A 19,429-nucleotide genomic window follows, 5' to 3' on the forward strand; every position below is an offset into this window, starting at 1 on the left:
GGGCCGTATCACTTGGCAGCATCACCAATACAAGTAGGGAGTAGACCCCGATGAATACGCCTTTGGAAGGGGGCCTGGCGGCCTTGAACGTGCCCGCCTATGTGAAGCACCGCGGACTGATCGACTGGGTCGCCCGCGTCGTCGCGCTGGCCAAGCCCGACCGGGTGGTCTGGTGCGATGGCTCGCAACAGGAATACGACCGTCTCTGCGAGCAGATGGTGCAGTCCGGCACCATGCGCCGCCTGAACCCCGCCAAACGGCCTAATTCGTTCCTGGCCTGTTCCGACCCGTCCGACGTGGCCCGCGTCGAGGACCGCACCTTCATCTGTTCCGACCGCGCCGAGGACGCCGGCCCCACCAACAACTGGGCCGATCCCGCCGAGATGCGCGCCACGCTCGACGGCCTGTTCGACGGCGCCATGCGCGGCCGCACGCTGTACGTGGTGCCGTTCTCGATGGGCCCGCTGGGCTCGGACATCGCGCACATTGGCGTCGAACTGTCCGACAGCCCCTATGTGGTCGTCAACATGCGCATCATGACGCGCATGGGCAAGCAGGTCTATGACGTGCTGGGCGCCGACGGCGACTTCGTGCCCTGCGTCCATTCGGTGGGCAAGCCGCTGGCGGACGGCGAGGCCGACGTGGCCTGGCCCTGCAATCCCACCAAGTACATCGTCCACTACCCCAAGACGCGCGAGATCTGGAGCTTCGGCTCGGGCTACGGCGGCAACGCGCTGCTGGGCAAGAAATGCTTCGCGCTGCGCATCGCGTCCACCATGGGCCGCGACCAGGGCTGGCTGGCCGAGCACATGCTGATCCTGGGCGTGACCTCGCCCAAGGGCCGCAAGTATCACGTCGCGGCGGCCTTCCCGTCGGCCTGCGGCAAGACCAACTTCGCCATGCTGATCCCGCCGCAGGGCATGGATGGCTGGAAGGTCAGCACCATCGGCGACGACATCGCCTGGATCAAGCCGGGCGCCGACGGCCGCCTGCACGCCATCAACCCCGAGGCCGGCTACTTTGGCGTGGCGCCGGGCACCAGCGAGCTGACCAACTACAACGCCATGGCCACGCTCAAGGCCAACGTCATCTTCACCAATGTGGCGCTGACCGACGACGGCGACGTCTGGTGGGAAGGCATGACCCAGACGCCGCCCGAGCATCTGATCGACTGGCAGGGCCAGGACTGGACGCCCGCCATCGCGCAGCAGACCGGCCGCAAGGCCGCGCATCCGAACGCGCGCTTCACGGCGCCGGCCGCGCAATGCCCGTCGATCGATCCGGAATGGGAAAACCCCGAAGGCGTGGTGATCGACGCCTTCATCTTCGGCGGCCGCCGGTCCACCACCGTGCCGCTGGTGACCGAGGCCCGCAACTGGGTCGAGGGCGTGTACATGGCCGCCACCATGGGCTCGGAAACCACCGCCGCCGCCGTGGGCCAGCAGGGCGTGGTGCGGCGCGATCCCTTCGCCATGCTGCCGTTCTGCGGCTACAACATGAGCGACTACTTCAACCACTGGCTGCAACTGGGCAAGCGCCTGGAAGCGGCGGGGGCCACGCTGCCGCGCATCTATTGCGTGAACTGGTTCCGCAAAGGACCGGATGGCAAGTTCGTCTGGCCGGGCTTTGGCGAGAACATGCGCGTGCTGCGCTGGATGCTGGGCCGCATCGACGGCCAGGCCCAGGGCGTGGACCAGGTGTTCGGCGTGTCGCCCAGCTACCAGGACATCGACTGGACCGGGCTGGAGTTCACGCCGGACAAGTTCGAGCAGATCATGTCGGTGGACGAGGGCGCCTGGCGCGCCGAGCTGGCCCTGCACGGCGAGCTGTTCGGCCAGCTGGCGCAGCGCCTGCCCGAAGACCTGCCGGCCACCAAGGTCAAGATCGAGGGGCGGCTGGCGGCCTGATTCAGGCGGCCGGCGTCTGCTTCACTTCCCGCCTGCGCAGCGTCCGCGGCCCGGCTTGCGCCGGGTCGCGGACGTTTGCCTTCAACGTCCGCGAGCGCTGATCCGTTCCAGCGCCGCGCCGACCATGCCTTCGACCACGGGCGTCACCCGCGCCGCCAATTCCGGCCGGTAGGCGTAGGGATAGGTCTCGTCCATGTAGGTCGACTGGCACATCTCCAGCTGCACCGCGTGCACCTCGTCCCCGGGCCTGCCATAGTGGCGCGTGATGTGGCCGCCCTTGAAGCGGCCGTTGACGGCCCAGGTGTAGGGCGCCGCGCCCTCCAGGCGCTGGCGGATCGCGTCCAGCACGTCGGGCGCGCAGCTGGCGCCGTCGGCCGTGCCGATGTTCAGGTCGGGCAGCTTGCCCTCGAACAGGCGCGGCAGCACGCTGGCGATGGAGTGCGCTTCCCACAGCAGCACGGCGCCATGCTCGGCGCGGATGCGTTCGATCTCCAGGCGCAGCTTGTCGTGGTAGGGCCGCCAGTACGCGTCCAGCCTGCGCGCGCGCTCGGCCTCGTCGGGCTCGGCGCCGTCCTGGTATATCGGTTCGCCCCGGAATGTGTGCGTCGGGCACAGGCCGGTCTTGGTCTGGCCGGGATACAGGCTGGCGTCGTCGGACGGACGGTTCAGGTCCACCACGTAGCGCGAATAGCGCGCGCCCAGCACCGACGCGCCCAGCGCCCTGGCCCAGCCGTACAGCGTGTCCAAGTGCCAGTCGGTGTCGCCCGAGCGCAGGCCGGCCTCGGTCATGCGCGCGCGCTGCGCGGCGGGCAGCTGGCTGCCCAGGTGGGGGATGGAGATCAGCAGCGGCGCGTTGCCGCGCTGGAAATCATAGATGTCGCTCGTGGCGGCGGTGGCGGATGCGTCGGCCTGCGCGAGTCGCTGGCTCAGCGCGTCCATGTCGTCGGCGAACCAGACGGTGCGGCCCTGGTTGGACTCGCGCACGAAGTCGCGCAGCGCGCCGCTGGCGGCCAGCGGCGCAGAGAGGTCGCCGACGATGGCGCACTTCATCCGGTAGTTGGTGAGCTTCTGCAGCATGTTGCCGGCGATGCGCGTTTCCAGCCGGAAGAAGTCCGCCGGCAGGCGGCGGACGGGCAGCACGATCCAGTCCACGTCCTCGCCCCAGGTCAGGCCCAGAAGGTCGGTGACGTCCTGCTCGCCGGCGAGCAGGGGGCCGTTGTCCGCCAGGCGCATGAGGCGCTGGCCGGCAACGTCGAGGAAAGTGTGCTGCGGGGTGTCCATGAGGTTCGGATCCTGATCGTGTGGGTCGGCGATGGCGCCGGAGCGTCTTGCCGGCAAGGGCGCGGCTGCGGCGTTGCGGCCGGCTGCCTGGCGGTTCTTGCCTGCGTGCAAGGTGGAATAGAATACCCGCTGCTCAAAGGAGCGCATCAAAATGATCATCCAGGCCTGACCTGCACCTTCCGCCACTTCCGGCAAGCCATCGCGGCCTTGCCGGAATGGCGCGTCCCTCCGGCGACCGCGCGTCCGCGCCCGCCGGGCACCCGTTTCACGCATCTCAAGTGTGTCGCAAGCCACAGGCAGGGCGGAGCCACGCGCGTTCGCCGGCCGGGCCCGTGGCGCGCGCGCGATGCGCATCAAGGAGTTCTCTTCATGACGGCATCCTCCAACCCTCAGGACGACAGCCTGGATCTGCTGGCCCACAATCAGGCAGCCTGGGACCAGCAGGCCGCGCAGGACTGCGAATGGTCGCGGCCCGTGACCCCCGGGATCATCGCGGCTGCTCGCGGCGGTGATCTGTCCGCCGCGCGCCTGACGCCGGAGCCGCTGCCGCGCGGCTGGCTGGACGCGGTCCGTGGCCTGCGCATCCTGTGCCTGGCTTGCGCCGGCGGCCAGCAGGCCCCGGTGCTGGCCGCGGCCGGCGCCGAGGTCACGGTGTTCGACCTGTCCGAAGGGCAGCTGGACCAGGACCGCGCCGTGGCGCGCCGCGAAGGGCTGGCGCTGAGCGCCGTGCAAGGCGATATGCGCGACCTGTCGGCCTTCGACGATCAGACCTTCGACGTGGTGTTCCACCCCATCTCCAACCTGTACGTGCCGGACGTGCGGCCCGTGTGGCGCGAGTGCTTCCGCGTGCTGCGGCCGGGTGGCCGGCTGCTGTCCAGCTTCTACAACCCGGTGGTGTTCGTGGGCGACCGCGATCCGCGATACGCGGAGCAGGGCCTGATCCGGCCGGCGCACCCGCTGCCCTACGCGGACACGCGGCATCTGGATCCCGCGACGCTGGAGGCCAAGCGCGCGCGCGGCGAGGCGCTGGTGTTCGGCCACACGCTGCAGGACCAGATCGGCGGCCAGCTCGATGCCGGCTTCCTGCTGGCGGGCTTTCACGAAGCGCGCCAGCCCCGGCCGCGTTTCGTGATCGACGGCTACCTGCCGACCTTCCTGGCCACCCGGGCCGTCAAGCCCGTCTGAGCGCGCGCGCGGCGATCAGCCCGGCACGGGCCGGTCGCTGCTGCCGCGCACCACCAGCGAGGGCGCCAGGCGCAGGCTGCCCGGATCGCCGCCGGCCAGTTTCTGCAATAGCAGTTCCAGGCCCAGCCGGCCCATCTGGTGCATCGGCGAATGGATGGTGCTCAGGCCGATGGGCAGCGCGCCGGCCAGCGGCGTGTCGTTATAGCCCACGATGGCGACGTCGCGGCCGGCTTCCAGCCCGCGCTCGCGCGCCGCGCCCATCACGCCCACCGCCAGGAAGTCGTTGACCGCGAAGATGGCGGTGGGGCGATCCGGGCCGGCCAGCAGGCCGGCGCCGACGCCGCGGCCGGCATCGGTATCGAAGGGACTGGGAATGCGCCAGCGCGCGGGCACGTCCACGCCGCGCGCGGCGCAGATTTCCAGGAAGCCGGCCGTGCGGTCGCGACCGGTGCTGGCATACGGTTCGCCGGTCATCACCGCGATGCGGCGATGGCCCATGTCCAGCAGATGGCGCGCAGCCAGGCGGCCGCCCTCGATGTCGTCGCAGGTCACCGCGCAATGCGCGTCGGCATGGCGGCTGACCAGCACGAAGGGCACGCCGCGCGCGGCCAGTTCGGCCAGCAGCGGATTGGGGCTGGCGTCCGGGCCGCTGTGCGCATCGCCCAGGATCAGGCCATCCACGCGCCGCGCCAGCGCCATGTCGATCAGCTTGCGCTGCTTGTCCGGCTGGTCCTGGGTGTTGGAGACGAAGGTCAGGTAGCCGTGTTCGGCGGCGGCCTCGTCCACGCCTTCGTAGATCGTGGCCAGCACCATGTCGGACAGGCGCGGCACCAGCACGCCGATGCTGCGGCTGCGGCGGGTCTTGAGGCTGGCGGCGTGCGGATTGGCCTGGTAGCGCAGCTCGGCCGCCAGCGCGCGGATGCGCTCGACGGTGCCGGGCGCGGCCGCGCCGCGCGCATCGTCCTCGGAACCGTTCAGGACCCGGGACACCGTCGACACGTTCAGGCCGAGCTGCCGCGCCAGGCTTTGCAGCGTGACGGGACGGGATTTGTTCATGGGGCTGGAGGATACACGCTGGCGCGCGCCATGAGGCGCGCCGCCGGCGCCGCGTGGTCCCTGCCGGCGTCCCGCCGCTGAAATTCATCTAGGGTTTTCCCGGTGTCGCTTCCCGCCCAAAACCACTAGCATTCCGCAACCCAAACGTTTGGGTAAATCGACTGGACCGATCGCAATGACGACTGAAACGCAGAATTCCCGGTTCCGCTACCGGATCTTCACAATGGTGGTGCTGCTGGCGCTGATCAATTACATCGACCGTGGCGCCATGTCCTATGCCGCCGCCCACATCACCGGCGAGTACGGGCTGGACCGGGGCGACTGGGGCTCGGTGCTGGGCTATTTCGGCTACGGCTACATGGTGGGCGCGCTGTTCGGCGGCATGCTGGCCGACCGCTACGGCCCGCGCAAGGTCTGGATCGTGGCCGGCGTGACCTGGTCGGTATTCGAGATCGCCACGGCCTGGGCCGGTGACTTCGGCCTGGCCTTCCTGGGCGGCTCGGCGCTGGCCGGCTTCGCCACCATCCGCATCCTGTTCGGCGCGGCCGAAGGGCCGGCGTACTCCATCATCAACAAGACCATCGCCAACTGGGCCACGCCGCGCGAACGCGGCTTCGTGGTCGGCTTCGGCCTGCTCAGCACGCCGCTGGGCGCGCTGCTGACCGCGCCGGTGGCGGTGGGGCTGCTGAGCCTGACCGGCAGCTGGCGCGCCATGTTCTACATCCTGGGCGGCGCCGGCCTGATCGTGCTGGTGTTCTTCATGCGCATCTTCACCGACCGCCCGGAAACCAATCCGCGCGTGTCGCCCGCCGAGCTGCGCGAGATCCAGTCGGCCCGCCAGCAGGCCGCCGCCGGCCAGGCCGTGGACGGCCCCGCGCTGCCGTGGTGGAGCTTCTTCCGCAGCAAGACGCTGATGCTCAACACGCTGGGCTATTTCTCGTTCATGTACGTGAACTTCCTGCTGTTGACCTGGACCCCCAAGTACCTGCAGGACAACTTCGGCTACAGCCTGTCCTCGCTCTGGTACATGGGCATGATTCCCTGGACCGGCGCCTGCGTCACCGTGCTGCTGGGCGGCCGCATCTCCGACCTGCTGCTCAAGCGCACCGGCAGCCTGAAGATCGCGCGCAGCTGGTTCGCCGCCGGCTGCCTGCTGGCCACCGCGCTGTGCTTCATGCTGGTGTCGCAGGCGCAGTCGGTGTTCGCCGTGATCGCGCTGATGACGCTGGCCAATGCGCTGAACGCGCTGCCCAACTCCGTGTACTGGGCCGTGGTCATCGACACCGCGCCGGCCAGCCGCGTCGGCACCTTCAGCGGCCTGATGCACTTCTTCGCCAACATCGCCTCGATCCTCGCGCCCACGCTGACCGGCTACCTGGCCGCGCGGCATGGCTATTCGGTGATGTTCGTGGCGGCGTCCATCGCCACCGCCATCGGCATGATCGCCATGCTGCAGGTGCGCCCCGGCGTCGCGCCGCGCCTGCCCGCCGGCGCCGCGCAGACCGGAGCCGCGCGATGAGCCGGCCCGCGAGCAACACGCCGCGCCTGGCGGTCGAACCGGGCTTCTTCGCGGGTCGCGGCCTCGCTGAACTGGCGCGAGGCATGGCCGAGGGGGCATTCAGCGCCGAGGATCTGGTGCGCCACGCCGGCGCGGCCATCGAACGGCTCAACCCGCAGCTCAACGCCTTCGTGCACACGGATATTCCCGCCGCGCTGGCGCAGGCGCGCGCGCTCGACGCCGAGCGCGCGGCGGGGCGAGTGCGCGGTCCGCTGCACGGCATTCCCGTGGCCATCAAGGACAACGTCGACACCGCCGACATGCCCACCACCATGGGCGCCGCGCATTTCCTGGGCCATCGTCCGGCGGCTGACGCGCGCTGCGTGGCGCTGCTGCGCGAAGCCGGCGCCATCGTGATCGGCAAGACGCTGACGCATGAATTCGCCTACGGCCCCACCGGCGACCGCAGCGTCCAGGGCGCCGCGCGCAATCCCTGGGATCCGGCGCGCATCACCGGCGGTTCCAGCGCCGGCAGCGCGGCGGCGGTGGCGGCGGGCATGGTGCCGGTGGCGCTGGGCACGGACACCGGCGGCTCGGTGCGCGTGCCGTCGGCGCTGTGCGGCCTGGTCGGCTTCAAGCCCTCGCATGGTCGCGTCAGCGATGCTGGCGTGTTTCCGCTGTCGCCCTCGATCGAGGACGTGGGCGTGCTGGCGCAGCGCGTGGAGGACGCGCGGGCGTTCATCGGCATCCTGAGCGAAGGCGCCATCGCCGATGCCGGGGATGCGAGCGATGCGCCGCGCATCGCCTGGCTCGCCAACGCGCCGTTCGCCATCGATCACGAGCCGGTCACCGCCTGCGCGCGCGCGGCGGCCGAGCGGCTGGCCGGCGCGGCGCTGCTGGACGGCGGCGAGGTCGCCTTGCACGCGCGCGCGCTGCAGGCCGCATTGAGCGCGATCCAGCGTTCCGAAGCCTACGAGGTGCACGCCGAGCGCGTCGAGCGCGAGCCCGGCAAGTACGACCCCGAAGTGCTGGAACGGCTGCGCGCCTCGCGGCCGGTGCAGGGTTGGGAGTACGTGCGCGGCCTGAAGGAAAGGGCGCGGCTGCAGACCGCGTTCGCGCGGATCTTCGAGCATGTCGACGCGTTGGCGCTGCCCACCGTCGCGATCACCGCGCCGGTCTTGCAGCAGCGCAGCGTCAATGGTCCGGGCAGCGCCGGCGTGCGTGAAACGCTGCTGGGCCTGACCAATCCGTGGAACGTGCTCGGCCTGCCGGCCATCAGCCTGCCCGCGGGCTTCGTGGACGGACTGCCCGTGGGCCTGCAACTGGTGGGGCCGGCCGGCGCGGACGCGGCGCTGCTGGCGCTGGCGGCGCGGCATTGGAAGCCGGCGCGCGCTTGAATCCGGGCGGACATGCCTTGCGGCAGGCGGGCGCCGAGTAGGGCGGCATCACGCCGCGCCGCCTGCTGACAGCTTCCTGAAGCGTCGCTGCTCCAGCGCCGCGAGAGCCTTGATGCGCCTCGCGGCGCTTTTCTTTTTCCTCATCGTTTTCCCTTGCCCTTGCGGAGGGTTCTCCATGCCGCGCCACTCACGCACGGCCCGGGCGCGCAAGCGGCTTGACAGCCCCCAGACAGCAACCGGTCACACCCGGAGAACATTGCGTCTCTAGCCTGTGGCCCGTCAACGATGCCGGCTGTCATCCGGCGCCCTGCGACGCAATGACAGTGCGCCGCGTTCCACGCAAGGTCACTCATGTCTGAAAAAGAACACCCCGCCGCCACGCCGCCCGAAGACGTCCAGGGCGATCCGCCGGAGCAGATCCGCCCCGCGCGCCGCGGCTTCCTGACCGGCATCGCCGCGCTCGGCGCCAGCGCCACCGCGCTGGGCGCGCTGGGTGGTTGCTCCAGCGATGACAATGACGACGACAAGCCCGCGCCGCCGCCGGCTCCGCCGACACCGCCCGACACCACCAGGCTGCTGCGCGACAAGGTCAAGACCTTGGTCGTGATCTACGCCGAGAACCGCAGCTTCAATAATCTCTTCGCCAATTTCCCCGGCGTGGAAAAGCCGCTGTCCGCGCTCACCGCCGCCGACTACACGCAGTACGACCGCGACGGCACGGCGCTGCCCGCGCTGCCGCCGGTGTGGGGCGGCATGGTGCCGCAATCGCAGCAGGCCAACCACATCACTTATCAGGTGGACCAGGCAGCGCCCTACATGAACAACCTGGCCAACGCGCCGTTTGCGCTGCGCGGTCCTCAAGGCGAACCGCTGCCGCAAGGCGTGGTCACGCGCGATCTGTGGCACGTGTTCTATCAGAACCAGATGCAGATCAACGGCGGCAAGAACGACCGCTTCGTCGCCTGGGCGGATTCGGGCGGCCTGGTCATGGGCTACTACAGCGACTCGGCCTACAACCTGCGGCTGTGGAAGCTGGCCCAGGAATTCACGCTCTGCGACAACTTCTTCCAGGGCGCCTTCGGCGGCTCGTTCCTGAACCACCAATACCTGGTCGCCGCGCAGCCGCCGGTCTATCCGGATGCGGCCAACTCGGTGGCCAAGGTCCAGATCGCCCAGCTGCAAAGCGCGGATCCGACCGACACGCGCCTGCAGCCCAAGCCCACGTCCCCGGCCAGCGCCCTTACCGGCAGCCCGCAGTTCGGCCCCAGCGCGCTCTCGCCCGACGGCTTTGGCGTGAACACCATGGGGCCGCCGTACTGGCCGGCGTTCTCGCGCAGCGCCGCCGATCCGACGCTGGCCGATCCCGCCAACCCGATGACCATGGTGCCGCAAGGCCACGCCAACATCGGCGACCTGATGACGGCCAAGGGCCTGGATTGGGCCTGGTACGCCGGCGGCTGGCAGGCCGCCGTCGATTCCACCGCCAACACCGGCTTTCCGGCCTCGCCCAACTTCCAGGCGCATCACCAGCCCTTCAACTACTTCAAGAGCACCGCGCCTGGCACACCGGCGCGCACGGCGCATCTGCGCGACGGCGGCCTGGGCGACATCACCGCGACCAACAAATTCCTGGCCGACGTCGAGGCCGGCAAGCTGCCGCCGCTGACCTTCTACAAGCCGCAGGGCAATCTCAACATGCATGCCGGCTACGCGGACGTGGAGTCGGGCGACCGCCACATCGCCCACATCGTCGACAGCCTGCGCAACAGCCCGCAATGGAAGAACATGGTGGTGGTCATCACCGTGGACGAGAACGGCGGCTGGTGGGACCACGTCGCGCCGCCCAAGGGCGACCGCTGGGGCCCGGGCTCGCGCGTTCCGACGCTGGTGATCTCGCCGTTCTCGAAGAAGGGCGCGGTGGATCACACCATCTACGACACTGGCTCGATCCTGCGCCTGGCCACGCGGCTGTTCGACCTGCCGGTGCTGGATGGATTGAAGGCGCGCGACGAGGCGATGAAGGGGCGCGGGCAGCAGCCGATGGGCGATCTGACCAATGCCCTGACGCTTGGCGCGTGATGTTCAGCGCTTGATGTGGAGCAGGGCGGTCGTCATGGCCGCCCTGGTCTTGTCTTGTGCAAGCCTGGGTTTGCCGGCGGGCAGGTGGCAAGCCGGGGCTGTGCTGGTTCGGTGAGGCCGTCCCGAGGACCGGGCGGGACGCAAGTCTTCAGTTCGATGCGTCGACGGCGGTGGTCGTGATGGCTTGCGATGCGTCCGGCCTCGCCGTGCGCGCGCGGCGCAGCGCCACCACCTGCTCCGCGCCGGCGGCGCGGGCGCGCAGCTGGCCGCAGCCGCCGTCCACGTCCTGCCCGGCGCTGTTGCGGATCTTGGTCAGCACGCCACGGCTGTGCAGGCTGCGGACGATCTCGCGGATGCGCTCGGGATCGGGGCGCTCGTAATCATCGCCTTCCAGGCTGTTGAAGGGAATGACGTTGAGCACGCCGTACTTGCCCTTGAGCAGGCGCACGATGGCGTCGAGCTCGTCGTCGCCGTCGTTGACGCCCTTGAGCAGCGTCCATTGATACTGGATCGGATAGCCCGTGTCGCGGGCGTACTGTTCGCCGAGTTCGACCAGCGCTTCGGGCGCGATTCTCGGCGCGCGCGGCAACAGGTGCGCGCGCAGTTCCGCCTTGGTCGTGTGTAGCGACAGCGCCAGCGCGGGCTTGATGCGCTGCCGGGGCAGCGCCTCGAACACGCGCGGGTCGCCCACCGTCGAGAACACCAGGTTCTTGTGGCCGATGCCGCCCTCGGTGCCGAGCAGATCGATGGCTTCGAGCACGTTCTCGAGATTGTGCGCCGGCTCGCCCATGCCCATGAAGACCACCTTCTTCACCGCGCGCATGCGCCGCGCCAGCACCACCTGGGCCAGGATCTCCATGCTGCTGACCTGCCGGATCAGGCCGCTCTTGCCGGTCATGCAGAAGCGACAGCCCACCGCGCAGCCGACCTGCGTCGAGACGCAAAGCCCATCGCGCGGCAGCAGCACGCTTTCCACCATCTGCCCGTCGGCCAATTCGACCAGCAGGCGCGAGCCATCGTTGCCGGCATGCTCGGATCGGACGCGGGCCAGATCGTCCAGCTCCGCCGTCAGGGCGGGCACGGCGTTGCGCAGCGCCAGCGGCAGGAAGTGCTGGGAGTCGCGCCGCCGCGTGCCCTGGTCCAGCGGCTGGCCTTGCAGCCAGACGCGCATGAGCCGGCCGCGATGCACGGGCAGGGCATCAAGGGAGGCGAGACGTTGGTCGAAGTCGGCGTGGCGCATGGGGAAAGAGGCGGGCGACGCCAGATGCTGGTCGCCTGGCCTGTGCAGTCGAGCGAATTGATGAGCTTGCAGATTACGCGCTTGCAGATACAAAAAAGCCTCGGAACACAGTGTGTATCCAAGGCTTTTTTGTCTGGAATTTGGTGGAGCGGAGGAGGATCGAACTCCCGACCTTCGCATTGCGAACGCGACGCTCTCCCAGCTGAGCTACCGCCCCAAATCAAGCAAGACCGAAACTATACAGGAAAATTCCCGCGCTGTGCAAAAACGCTGGAAATTCTTATTCGAAGGACAGCGTGGCGATCACCGGCGCGTGGTCCGAGGGCTGTTCGTTGCGGCGCGGTTCCTTGTCGATGTCGCAGGCCACGCAGCGCTTGACCAGCGGCGCCGACAGCAGCACATGGTCGATGCGCAGGCCGGCATTGCGGCGGAAGCCGAACTGGCGGTAATCCCACCAGCTGAAGGACTTCTCGGGCTGCGGGAACAGGCGGAAGGAATCGGTCAGGCCCAGGTCGAGCAGGGCGCGGAAGGCGTTGCGCTCGGGTTCGGACACCAGCACCTGGCCTTCCCACTTTTCCGGGTTGTGCACGTCCTCGTCGGCCGGCGCGACGTTGTAGTCGCCCAGCACGGCCAGGCGCGGGTATTGGCCGATCTCGTCGGCCAGCCACTTGCGCATGCCCTCGAACCAGGCCAGCTTGTACTCGTATTTGTCGGAACCCACGCTCTGGCCGTTGGGGCAATAGGCGCAGACCACGCGGACGTCGCCGTCCGGGCTGGGCAGCGTCAGCGCCAGCACGCGCTGCTGCGGGTCCTCGAAGCCGGGGATGTTGCGCACCATGCCGGCGCCGGGCGCGCGCGACAGGATGGCGACGCCGTTGTAGGTCTTCTGGCCGGCCCAGACGGCGTGATAGCCGGCCTCGGTGAAGGCGGCTTCCGGGAATTTGTCGTCGGTGAGCTTCAGTTCCTGCAGGCACAGCGCGTCGACCGGATTGGCGGCCAGCCAGTCCAGCACCTGGGGCAGGCGCACGTTAAGGGAGTTGACGTTCCAGGTGGCTAGTTTCATGGGATACGAATTTTCTTTTGACTTCAGGTGTTTACACGGATGCGCTGCCTGATTGTGCGCTCGATCTGCTCCTGCGAGCACCTGCGTGGGACCGCTGTGAGCGGGGCATGCTTGTCGTGATGGATACCCATCATGGTATCAGCGGGAGTTCTCGTTCCACGCGAACACCATGTATGCGGAGATTCATTACCCCGGTCATCAGGGGGACGCAGGATCGGTTTGGTTGAGCGTCTTTTCTTGACGCCTCAAAAGTCCAGTTGCGCCGCTTCAATGCCCAGCGCGGCGGCAATTTTCTCGCGGCTTGCCTTGCGTAGCCGGCTGCTGCTTTCCTGTTGCGCATAGGCGGATTGACTGATGCCCAGCCGCTCGGCCACGTCGGCCTGGGTCAAACCGAGGTGCTCTCGCCAGGCGCGGACCGGTGTGGCGCCGTCGACGCTGCGGCTGATCACATCATGAGGAATCATGCTCTTCTCGGTGTTGCGGGACGCGACATAGTCTGTATAGGGGATGACGACAAAAGCGGGTTCGCCGCCGGGGCCGTTGATGATCTGGATGTTAGTAGGCATGTTCATCGCGTTTTCTCACTTCCTCAATCTCGACAACCTTGATGGCGCCATCCCAATTGAACAGGACGCGGTAGTTGCCAATCCGTAGGCGGTAGCCGTGCCGATGATTTGTGAGGGCCTTGACGTTCTGGCAGGCAGGCATGGCCTTCAGCGTCTCTACGCCATCCCGGATGGTTACCTGGTGCTGGTGGTCCAACTTGCGTAATTGCTTCGCCGCTTTCTGAGTCCAGAGGATCGCGTTCATTGTACAAAACTATAAGTAAATAATAAGTTTTATTCGTATATATAAGTTTTATCGGGAGCCTGTGTCCTTGTGCCTGCGAGAAGGATGACGTTGCTGGCTCTGCGCCCGAGTGGTCCAGGGGATCTGCGATCTTGATTGCGGGCGGCACGCAGCACAATTCGGATCGCTCGCAAAATGCCGGTAATCGAGGACGGATTCTTCTTGGCCCGCAAGGATCGCCGGGGGCTGCGTGGCCATGTCTTGGGATGTTGTCCGCGAGGCATGTTTGTGCATGGAGTTGCGCGTCTGATGTTTCCATGCGTCGGGTCTGCGCGACGGCGGGTCCGTCGCCGTCGGCCATTCGTCATGATGCGTATATCGCGGCGATTGTCCGCTTTTCTGGAAAATTGTTTTCCGTCAGTGAAACATTTGCTAGCATCAATCATCCGGCACTAATTTTCTCGAAATCTCCATGAACAAGCTGAAGTGTGCTTGGCGTGCGGCTTCGAATTCGGCGCGTCGAAGTTGGCGTCCATTCCTTCTGGGACTCTTGATTTCTTTGTTGTTGGCGGCCTGCGCCCTTGGGCTGCTGATTGAATCCGAGCGTGCAGAGCGCGCCGCTTTCGCCATCGGAGGAACCCTGATCGGCATGATTTGCCTGGCCTTGCTCATCTGCAGGAAGTAAGGATGAGGCCTGCGGACGCCTGCCCAATGTGCCGGTGATGTTTGACTCTAAAGTAACTTCAGGCTTTTCAATCAAGCCCAGGTCAATGCCGCAAGGCGATTTGGAGTCCGACATGGGCATACTGAAGCATCTCTTGGGAGGCGGCCATGGCAGCCGTCACGGCTACGGTTCACACGGCAACCGGCACGGCCAGAACGGATCCTACGGTGATCCGAACCTGAATCCTCAACCCCGCCAGGCCGCGCTTGCCTGCGGCGCTTGCGGCGCGGCGCAGGCCGCGGGCGGTCGGTTCTGCGCGCAATGCGGTGCATCGCTGACGCCGGCCGCGTGCGCGCAATGCCGGGCGACGCTTGCGCCCGGCGCGAGTTTCTGCGGACAGTGCGGCGCGCGGGCGCAGGCTTGACGCGCGCTTGTGCGCCGGCGTGGCGGCGCCTGGCGCGGATGCGCGATGCTGTACTGATGGTGACGTCGACCCGCGCTCAAGGCGCGCTAGATGACGGTTCCCAGGCGGCTTCGAGCCGCCGTCAGCGCGCGCTGGCCGGCGCCGCCATGGCGGCGGCCGGTTCGCGAAAGGCCAGCCAGGCATGCAGCGCTCCGGCATGCACATGCGAGGCCACGCCGAATCCCATGGCGAGCGCGATCCCGCCCAGGGCGGCCGGTCCGGCGTCCCGTGTGCCCAGCAACATTGCGGCCAGTTCCGGCAGCAGCCCCGAGGCGGCGCCCGCCGCCAGGAACAGGGCGCCGGCCGTGGCCTGGGCGGTGGCGGCATGCTGGCGCGCCAGCGCGGCGCGGTCGGCATAGCCACGGCGGCCATGACGATAGTGGGTGCGCAGGATCGCGACGGCATTGCCGGCGGCGACGATGAGGGGCAGCGACCACCAGAAATACGGGTTGTCGCTGCGGGCATCGATGCAGAGCAAAACGACGACGAAGGCGAAGGTGGGCGAGGCCAGCGTGCAGATCGCCCAGGACAGCAACAGCCAGGTCCGCCACGGGCCGCGCCAGCGCAGGCTGGGCGGGGCGGCGGCGGGCGACGAGTCCGGCGCCGAAGCGCCGAGCCAGGGCCGACGACCGTTGGCGTCCATCGTGCCGGTGCTGGGTTTGTCCGAGGATTGCAAGGCGCCACTCCGTCCGTTGGGCTGGCCGGCGGCGTGCGCGAACCGCCGGCGAGGCCGGGGGATTTCCCGGTCCATACCTATAGACGTTTCAGGGCATGTGAATCCGCACAGTTTTTTCGTAACACTGTGCGTCGCGGCGACGCCTACTGTTCCGGCCCGCTGTTGAGCATCCGGCTGCGGGCCTTCTCGATGTGCGAGCGCATGATGTTGCGCGCGCCCTCTGCGTCCTGCTCGCGGATCAAGCGGTAGATCTGGCGGTGTTCGTCGATGGCGGCGCGGGTGCGCTTCCAGGGTTCGATATGGACCAGCTGCCGCATCACGTTGACCGCGTGGCTGACGTCGTACTCCAGCGACTTGAGCACCTGCACGAAGCGCTGGTTGCCGGTGGCGGCGGCGATGGCGCGATGAAAGCCGAAGTCGTGGTGGTGGGCGATGTTGCCGGACGCGTCCGCATCCTCGTAGCCGGCCAGCATGCGTTCCATTTCCTGCAGATCGCGTTCGCTGCGGCGCAGGGCCGCGAAATAGGCGCACTCGGGCTCGATCACCATGCGCAGCTCCAGCCCTTCCAGGATGTGGCCGACGCGCCGGGCCGGGTCGACCGCGGGCATGCCGCCCATCAGGTCGGGCTTGGCGCGCACATAGGTGCCCGAGCCGCGCCGCGAGTCCACCAGCTGGTCCTCGCGCAGCCGGTCCAGCGCCTGGCGCACGACCGGGCGCGACACGTCAAACAGCGCGGCCAGTTCCAGCTCGGCGGGCAGCTTGCTGCCCGGCGCGATCTTGCCGGTGGCGATGGCGTAGAACAGGCTCTCGTAGACGTGTTCGGCGAAGCGCTCGGCGCGCACATAGCCCAGGCCGGACGCGACCTCGGCCAGCGCATCCAGTTCGGGCCTGGGCCGGCTGGCGGCCTGCAGCAGGGCATCGAGCTGCGGGTCACGCGTGTTGCTCATCGCTGCGCTCCTTCTGTCTGGGCTTGCGGCTTGTCATGCGCGTTGACAAGACCGGCGCGGCGCGGGGGCGCGCAATCCTAGGGATAACCCGAGTCGGGCTAGAAAATTCCTGAAGCTTGGGACAAAAGCTGTCAATGCAATTGACAAGTTGTCGGGCGCTCCCGTAATTTTCCATCAAATCACAAGGCCTGTGCGATCGACGCGCGGGCCGCGTTTCCGGCTCCCGCCGGAGACGCCCGGGAGACTCGGCGGCGCAGCCGCCAGCCATTTCAGCAACTGGCCGTCCGGCCGCCACTTTACTGCGCACATCGTGAGCCAAAAGAACTTCATCGCCAATCAATGGGTGGCCGCCGCCACCGGTGACACCATTCCCGTGCTGAACCCGTCCGACGGTCAGCAGTTCGAGACGATCGCGCGCTCGGGCCAGGAAGACGTGGACCGCGCCGTGGGCGCGGCGCGCGCGGCGTTCGAGGGCGAGTGGGGGCAGATGGCGCCGGCCGCCCGCAGCCGTCTGCTGATGCGCATCGCCTTCGCGCTGCTCGACCGCCAGGAAGAACTGGCGCAACTGGAATCGGCCGACACCGGCAAGCCCATCAAGCAGGCGCGCGCCGACGCCGCCGCCGTGGCCCGCTACTTCGAGTTCTACGCCGGCGCGGTCGACAAGCTGCACGGCCAGACCATTCCCTACAACCCCGGCTTCACCGTGCTGACCGTGCGCGAGGCGCATGGCGTGACCGGCCACATCGTGCCCTGGAACTATCCGCTGCAGATCTTCGGCCGCAGCGTGGGCGCGGCGCTGGCCGCCGGCAACGCCTGCGTGGTCAAGCCGGCCGAGGATGCCTGCCTGTCCCTGCTCAAGCTGGCCGAGATCGCGGCCGAGGCCGGCCTGCCGGCCGGCGCGCTGAACATCGTCACCGGCTACGGCCACGAGGCCGGCGCGGCGCTGTCGGCCCATCCGGGCATCGATCACATCTCCTTCACCGGCTCGCCGCAGACCGGCAAGATGGTGGCGCACGCCGCCGCCGACAACCACGTGCCCGTCACGCTGGAACTGGGCGGCAAGTCGCCGCAGATCGTGTTCGACGACGCCGACCTGGACGCCGCCATGCCGGTGCTGCTGGCCGCCATCATCCAGAACGCCGGCCAGACCTGCTCGGCCGGCAGCCGCGTGCTGATCCAGCGCGGCGTGTACGAAACCGTGCTCAAGCGCCTGTCCGAGGCCTTCGCCGCCACCGTGACCGGCCCGGCGGCGCAGGACCTGGACGTGGGCCCGCTGATCAGCGCCCGCCAGCACGACCGCGTGCGCGGCTTCGTCGCCGAAGCCGAGGCCGAGGGCCTGAAGGTGGCGGCGCGCGGCAAGCTCAAGGACGGCGCGTCCGCGTCCGGCTACTACCAGGTGCCGGTGCTGTTCCGCGACGTGCCGCCGAACAGCCGCCTGGCGCAGGAGGAAGTGTTCGGCCCGGTGCTGGCCGCCATGGCCTTCGACACCGAAGAGGAAGCGGTCGCGCTGGCCAATGGCACGCTTTACGGCCTGGTCGCCGGCGTCTGGACGCGCGACGGCGCCCGCCAGCTGCGCCTGGCCCGCCAGCTGCGTGCCGGCCAGGTCTTCGTCAATAACTACGGCGCGGGCGGTGGGGTGGAACTGCCGTTCGGCGGTTCGCGCCAGTCGGGTTATGGCCGCGAGAAGGGGTTCGAGGCGCTGTATGGCTTCACGACCTTGAAGACGATCGCGATCAAGCACTGACGCGTTGGCGTGGTTTTTGTAGCAAGGCCGAGGCCGCGCCGGGTGCGCGGCCTCGGTTTTTTTGTTTTGGGGAGACACGTGCGCCGACTCTTCATCGGCCTGTACGCGTCCTGTCTTTTCGGGAGAGGGGTGCGCTATTTGTTGTGACGGGATGCGGGCATGGCTGCGGGCCGACCCAGGCGGTTTTGGCGAGGGCGAGAATGTTCCACAGTATTGCGGAAGACTGCCGGGCAGGGGCGTGGATCCTGATGTGGAAGGACTGCATGCGCCGAACCCTTTTTTTGTGGGATTTAACGGCGCCATAAAAATCAAGGACTTACGGAAGAGGTGAAAATTTGGGTGTTTGGAACCCGGGGAGTGGTTTTTTCTTTAGAATCAAGCGGCTGTGGAGTTTGATGCACAGTTCGCTGCCGTATAGGCAGCTTAGAAAAGGGCGTCCAGGGTGTCGCGCATGCGCTTACGCGTTCGCTGCCGTATAGGCAGCTTAGAAAATCGCCCGAGATCCCGATTGAGCGTTTCGGGGGTTCGCTGCCGTATAGGCAGCTTAGAAATGAATAGCCCGCCGAGCGCGGGCTTTTTTACGGTTCGCTGCCGTATAGGCAGCTTAGAAAGTAGACACAAGGCTCGGAGCAGTCCCCGACGGGTTCGCTGCCGTATAGGCAGCTTAGAAAAACAAAAAGCGGTGGAGCGGGCGATAGCGATAGTTCGCTGCCGTATAGGCAGCTTAGAAAAGCGAAACCCGTGAATTCGGGAACTCTCTCATGTTCGCTGCCGTATAGGCAGCTTAGAAATGGTTGAATGGCTGCCAGCTGTCCGCCTCCGTGGTTCGCTGCCGTATAGGCAGCTTAGAAATGATCCGGTGCAATGACGGGAACGATTGGGAGGTTCGCTGCCGTATAGGCAGCTTAGAAATGTCCAACATGCCCGGCGGTGCATGCGGCTATGTTCGCTGCCGTATAGGCAGCTTAGAAAATCAAGAAAGGCCCCACATCGGGTCGGCTTGTGTTCGCTGCCGTATAGGCAGCTTAGAAATGGCGCGCGGCCACGCACGTCGAGCCCGAGCCGTTCGCTGCCGTATAGGCAGCTTAGAAATCATCAAGCTTGACCGGGTCTGTGATCCCGAGGTTCGCTGCCGTATAGGCAGCTTAGAAAAATGTCTCCGACCTTCGGGTCCAGGATCACAGGTTCGCTGCCGTATAGGCAGCTTAGAAATTCGCAAAGACGATGTGTCCGACGGCGCGCAGGTTCGCTGCCGTATAGGCAGCTTAGAAACAGGACGAAAGCCCAGCCATGGCGCTGACCAAGTTCGCTGCCGTATAGGCAGCTTAGAAAAAGCTGCAGGCGATACGCGGACTGTCGCAGGGATTCGCTGCCGCATAGGCAGCTTAGAAAAAGACGGCCGCGCGCGTCGAATGGCTGCGCGAGTTCGCTGCCGCATAG

General features: G+C 67.5%; 16 protein-coding genes, 1 tRNA gene, 1 pseudogene and 1 CRISPR repeat array (1 of these 19 running past the window's edge). Of the genes and pseudogenes, 7 read left to right on the top strand and 11 right to left on the bottom strand.

Annotated features, from left to right (window positions below; genetic code table 11):
* Positions 1 to 50 precede the first annotated feature (50 nt).
* On the top strand, positions 51 to 1,907 hold the full coding sequence (locus tag ACEU5R_RS06315; protein ID WP_392409527.1) for a phosphoenolpyruvate carboxykinase (GTP): 1,857 nt from the start codon (positions 51 to 53) through the stop codon (positions 1,905 to 1,907).
* An 81-nt stretch (positions 1,908 to 1,988) separates the two neighbouring features.
* Here the strand turns inward: ACEU5R_RS06315 and hutG are convergent, their stop codons facing one another.
* Complete coding sequence (hutG, locus tag ACEU5R_RS06320; protein WP_392409576.1) at positions 1,989 to 2,846, bottom strand: N-formylglutamate deformylase; 858 nt, start codon at positions 2,844 to 2,846, stop codon at positions 1,989 to 1,991.
* Positions 2,835 to 3,542, bottom strand: a pseudogene (locus ACEU5R_RS06325) (DUF4180 domain-containing protein); the annotation flags it as partial. The gene hutG and the pseudogene ACEU5R_RS06325, both read right to left, overlap by 12 nt.
* A 15-nt stretch (positions 3,543 to 3,557) precedes the next feature.
* Here ACEU5R_RS06325 and ACEU5R_RS06330 point away from each other — a divergent pair.
* Positions 3,558 to 4,373, top strand: coding sequence for a class I SAM-dependent methyltransferase (locus tag ACEU5R_RS06330; protein WP_392409528.1), 816 nt, complete (start codon positions 3,558 to 3,560; stop codon positions 4,371 to 4,373).
* Between the two features lie 15 nt (positions 4,374 to 4,388).
* On the opposite strand, the gene ACEU5R_RS06335 is transcribed toward ACEU5R_RS06330, so the two are convergent.
* Positions 4,389 to 5,429 carry a LacI family DNA-binding transcriptional regulator gene (locus ACEU5R_RS06335; protein ID WP_392409529.1) on the bottom strand — a complete coding sequence of 347 codons (1,041 nt, stop codon included), beginning with the start codon at positions 5,427 to 5,429 and terminating at the stop codon, positions 4,389 to 4,391.
* A 175-nt stretch (positions 5,430 to 5,604) separates the two neighbouring features.
* On the opposite strand from ACEU5R_RS06335, the gene ACEU5R_RS06340 reads away from it, so the two are divergent.
* The 3 genes from ACEU5R_RS06340 to acpA all read left to right on the top strand — a co-directional run bounded on the left by ACEU5R_RS06340 (position 5,605) and on the right by acpA (position 10,403).
* On the top strand, positions 5,605 to 6,948 hold the full coding sequence (locus ACEU5R_RS06340) for an MFS transporter (RefSeq protein ID WP_103273899.1): 1,344 nt from the start codon (positions 5,605 to 5,607) through the stop codon (positions 6,946 to 6,948).
* Entirely contained in the window at positions 6,945 to 8,324 is a 1,380-nt protein-coding gene (locus tag ACEU5R_RS06345) for an amidase (RefSeq protein ID WP_392409530.1), read from the top strand. Before ACEU5R_RS06340 ends, ACEU5R_RS06345 begins: the two co-directional genes overlap by 4 nt.
* Positions 8,325 to 8,675: 351 nt before the next feature.
* Entirely contained in the window at positions 8,676 to 10,403 is a 1,728-nt protein-coding gene (acpA, locus tag ACEU5R_RS06350) for an acid phosphatase (protein WP_392409531.1), read from the top strand.
* A 148-nt stretch (positions 10,404 to 10,551) separates the two neighbouring features.
* Here acpA and ACEU5R_RS06355 read toward each other — a convergent pair whose 3' ends face one another.
* The 6 genes from ACEU5R_RS06355 to ACEU5R_RS06380 form a co-directional block, all read right to left on the bottom strand.
* Positions 10,552 to 11,643: an RNA methyltransferase gene (locus ACEU5R_RS06355; RefSeq protein WP_392409532.1), complete on the bottom strand. Its 1,092-nt coding sequence runs from the start codon at positions 11,641 to 11,643 to the stop codon at positions 10,552 to 10,554.
* 141 nt (positions 11,644 to 11,784) lie between these two features.
* Positions 11,785 to 11,860, bottom strand: a tRNA-Ala gene (locus ACEU5R_RS06360).
* Between the two features lie 63 nt (positions 11,861 to 11,923).
* Positions 11,924 to 12,706, bottom strand: coding sequence for an exodeoxyribonuclease III (xth, locus tag ACEU5R_RS06365; protein ID WP_392409533.1), 783 nt, complete (start codon positions 12,704 to 12,706; stop codon positions 11,924 to 11,926).
* A gap of 245 nt (positions 12,707 to 12,951) precedes the next feature.
* A complete protein-coding gene (locus ACEU5R_RS06370) occupies positions 12,952 to 13,278 on the bottom strand; it encodes a helix-turn-helix domain-containing protein (RefSeq protein WP_392409535.1) in 327 nt (108 codons plus the stop codon).
* Complete coding sequence (locus ACEU5R_RS06375; RefSeq protein ID WP_103273905.1) at positions 13,262 to 13,516, bottom strand: type II toxin-antitoxin system RelE/ParE family toxin; 255 nt, start codon at positions 13,514 to 13,516, stop codon at positions 13,262 to 13,264. The genes ACEU5R_RS06370 and ACEU5R_RS06375 overlap by 17 nt, the downstream gene beginning before the upstream one ends.
* A 421-nt stretch (positions 13,517 to 13,937) precedes the next feature.
* Positions 13,938 to 14,294, bottom strand: coding sequence for a hypothetical protein (locus tag ACEU5R_RS06380; protein ID WP_392409537.1), 357 nt, complete (start codon positions 14,292 to 14,294; stop codon positions 13,938 to 13,940).
* Here ACEU5R_RS06380 and ACEU5R_RS06385 point away from each other — a divergent pair.
* Positions 14,293 to 14,583, top strand: a complete 291-nt coding sequence (locus ACEU5R_RS06385) for a zinc ribbon domain-containing protein (protein WP_103273906.1) — start codon at positions 14,293 to 14,295, stop codon at positions 14,581 to 14,583. The genes ACEU5R_RS06380 and ACEU5R_RS06385 overlap by 2 nt on opposite strands.
* A gap of 121 nt (positions 14,584 to 14,704) precedes the next feature.
* Here ACEU5R_RS06385 and ACEU5R_RS06390 read toward each other — a convergent pair whose 3' ends face one another.
* Both ACEU5R_RS06390 and ACEU5R_RS06395 read right to left on the bottom strand, forming a co-directional pair.
* Positions 14,705 to 15,298, bottom strand: a complete 594-nt coding sequence (locus tag ACEU5R_RS06390) for a hypothetical protein (RefSeq protein WP_392409538.1) — start codon at positions 15,296 to 15,298, stop codon at positions 14,705 to 14,707.
* Between the two features lie 143 nt (positions 15,299 to 15,441).
* Positions 15,442 to 16,245, bottom strand: coding sequence for a FadR/GntR family transcriptional regulator (locus tag ACEU5R_RS06395; RefSeq protein ID WP_392409539.1), 804 nt, complete (start codon positions 16,243 to 16,245; stop codon positions 15,442 to 15,444).
* Positions 16,246 to 16,555: 310 nt separating this feature from the next.
* Here ACEU5R_RS06395 and ACEU5R_RS06400 point away from each other — a divergent pair, with 310 nt between their 5' ends.
* Positions 16,556 to 17,989, top strand: coding sequence for an aldehyde dehydrogenase family protein (locus tag ACEU5R_RS06400; RefSeq protein ID WP_103273909.1), 1,434 nt, complete (start codon positions 16,556 to 16,558; stop codon positions 17,987 to 17,989).
* A 402-nt stretch (positions 17,990 to 18,391) separates the two neighbouring features.
* Positions 18,392 to 19,429: a CRISPR direct-repeat array (repeat unit 28 nt; unit sequence GTTCGCTGCCGTATAGGCAGCTTAGAAA); it runs 12 nt beyond the window's last position.

The sequence above is a fragment of the Achromobacter sp. 413638 genome (assembly GCF_043119405.1).
Taxonomy (GTDB): domain Bacteria; phylum Pseudomonadota; class Gammaproteobacteria; order Burkholderiales; family Burkholderiaceae_B; genus Achromobacter.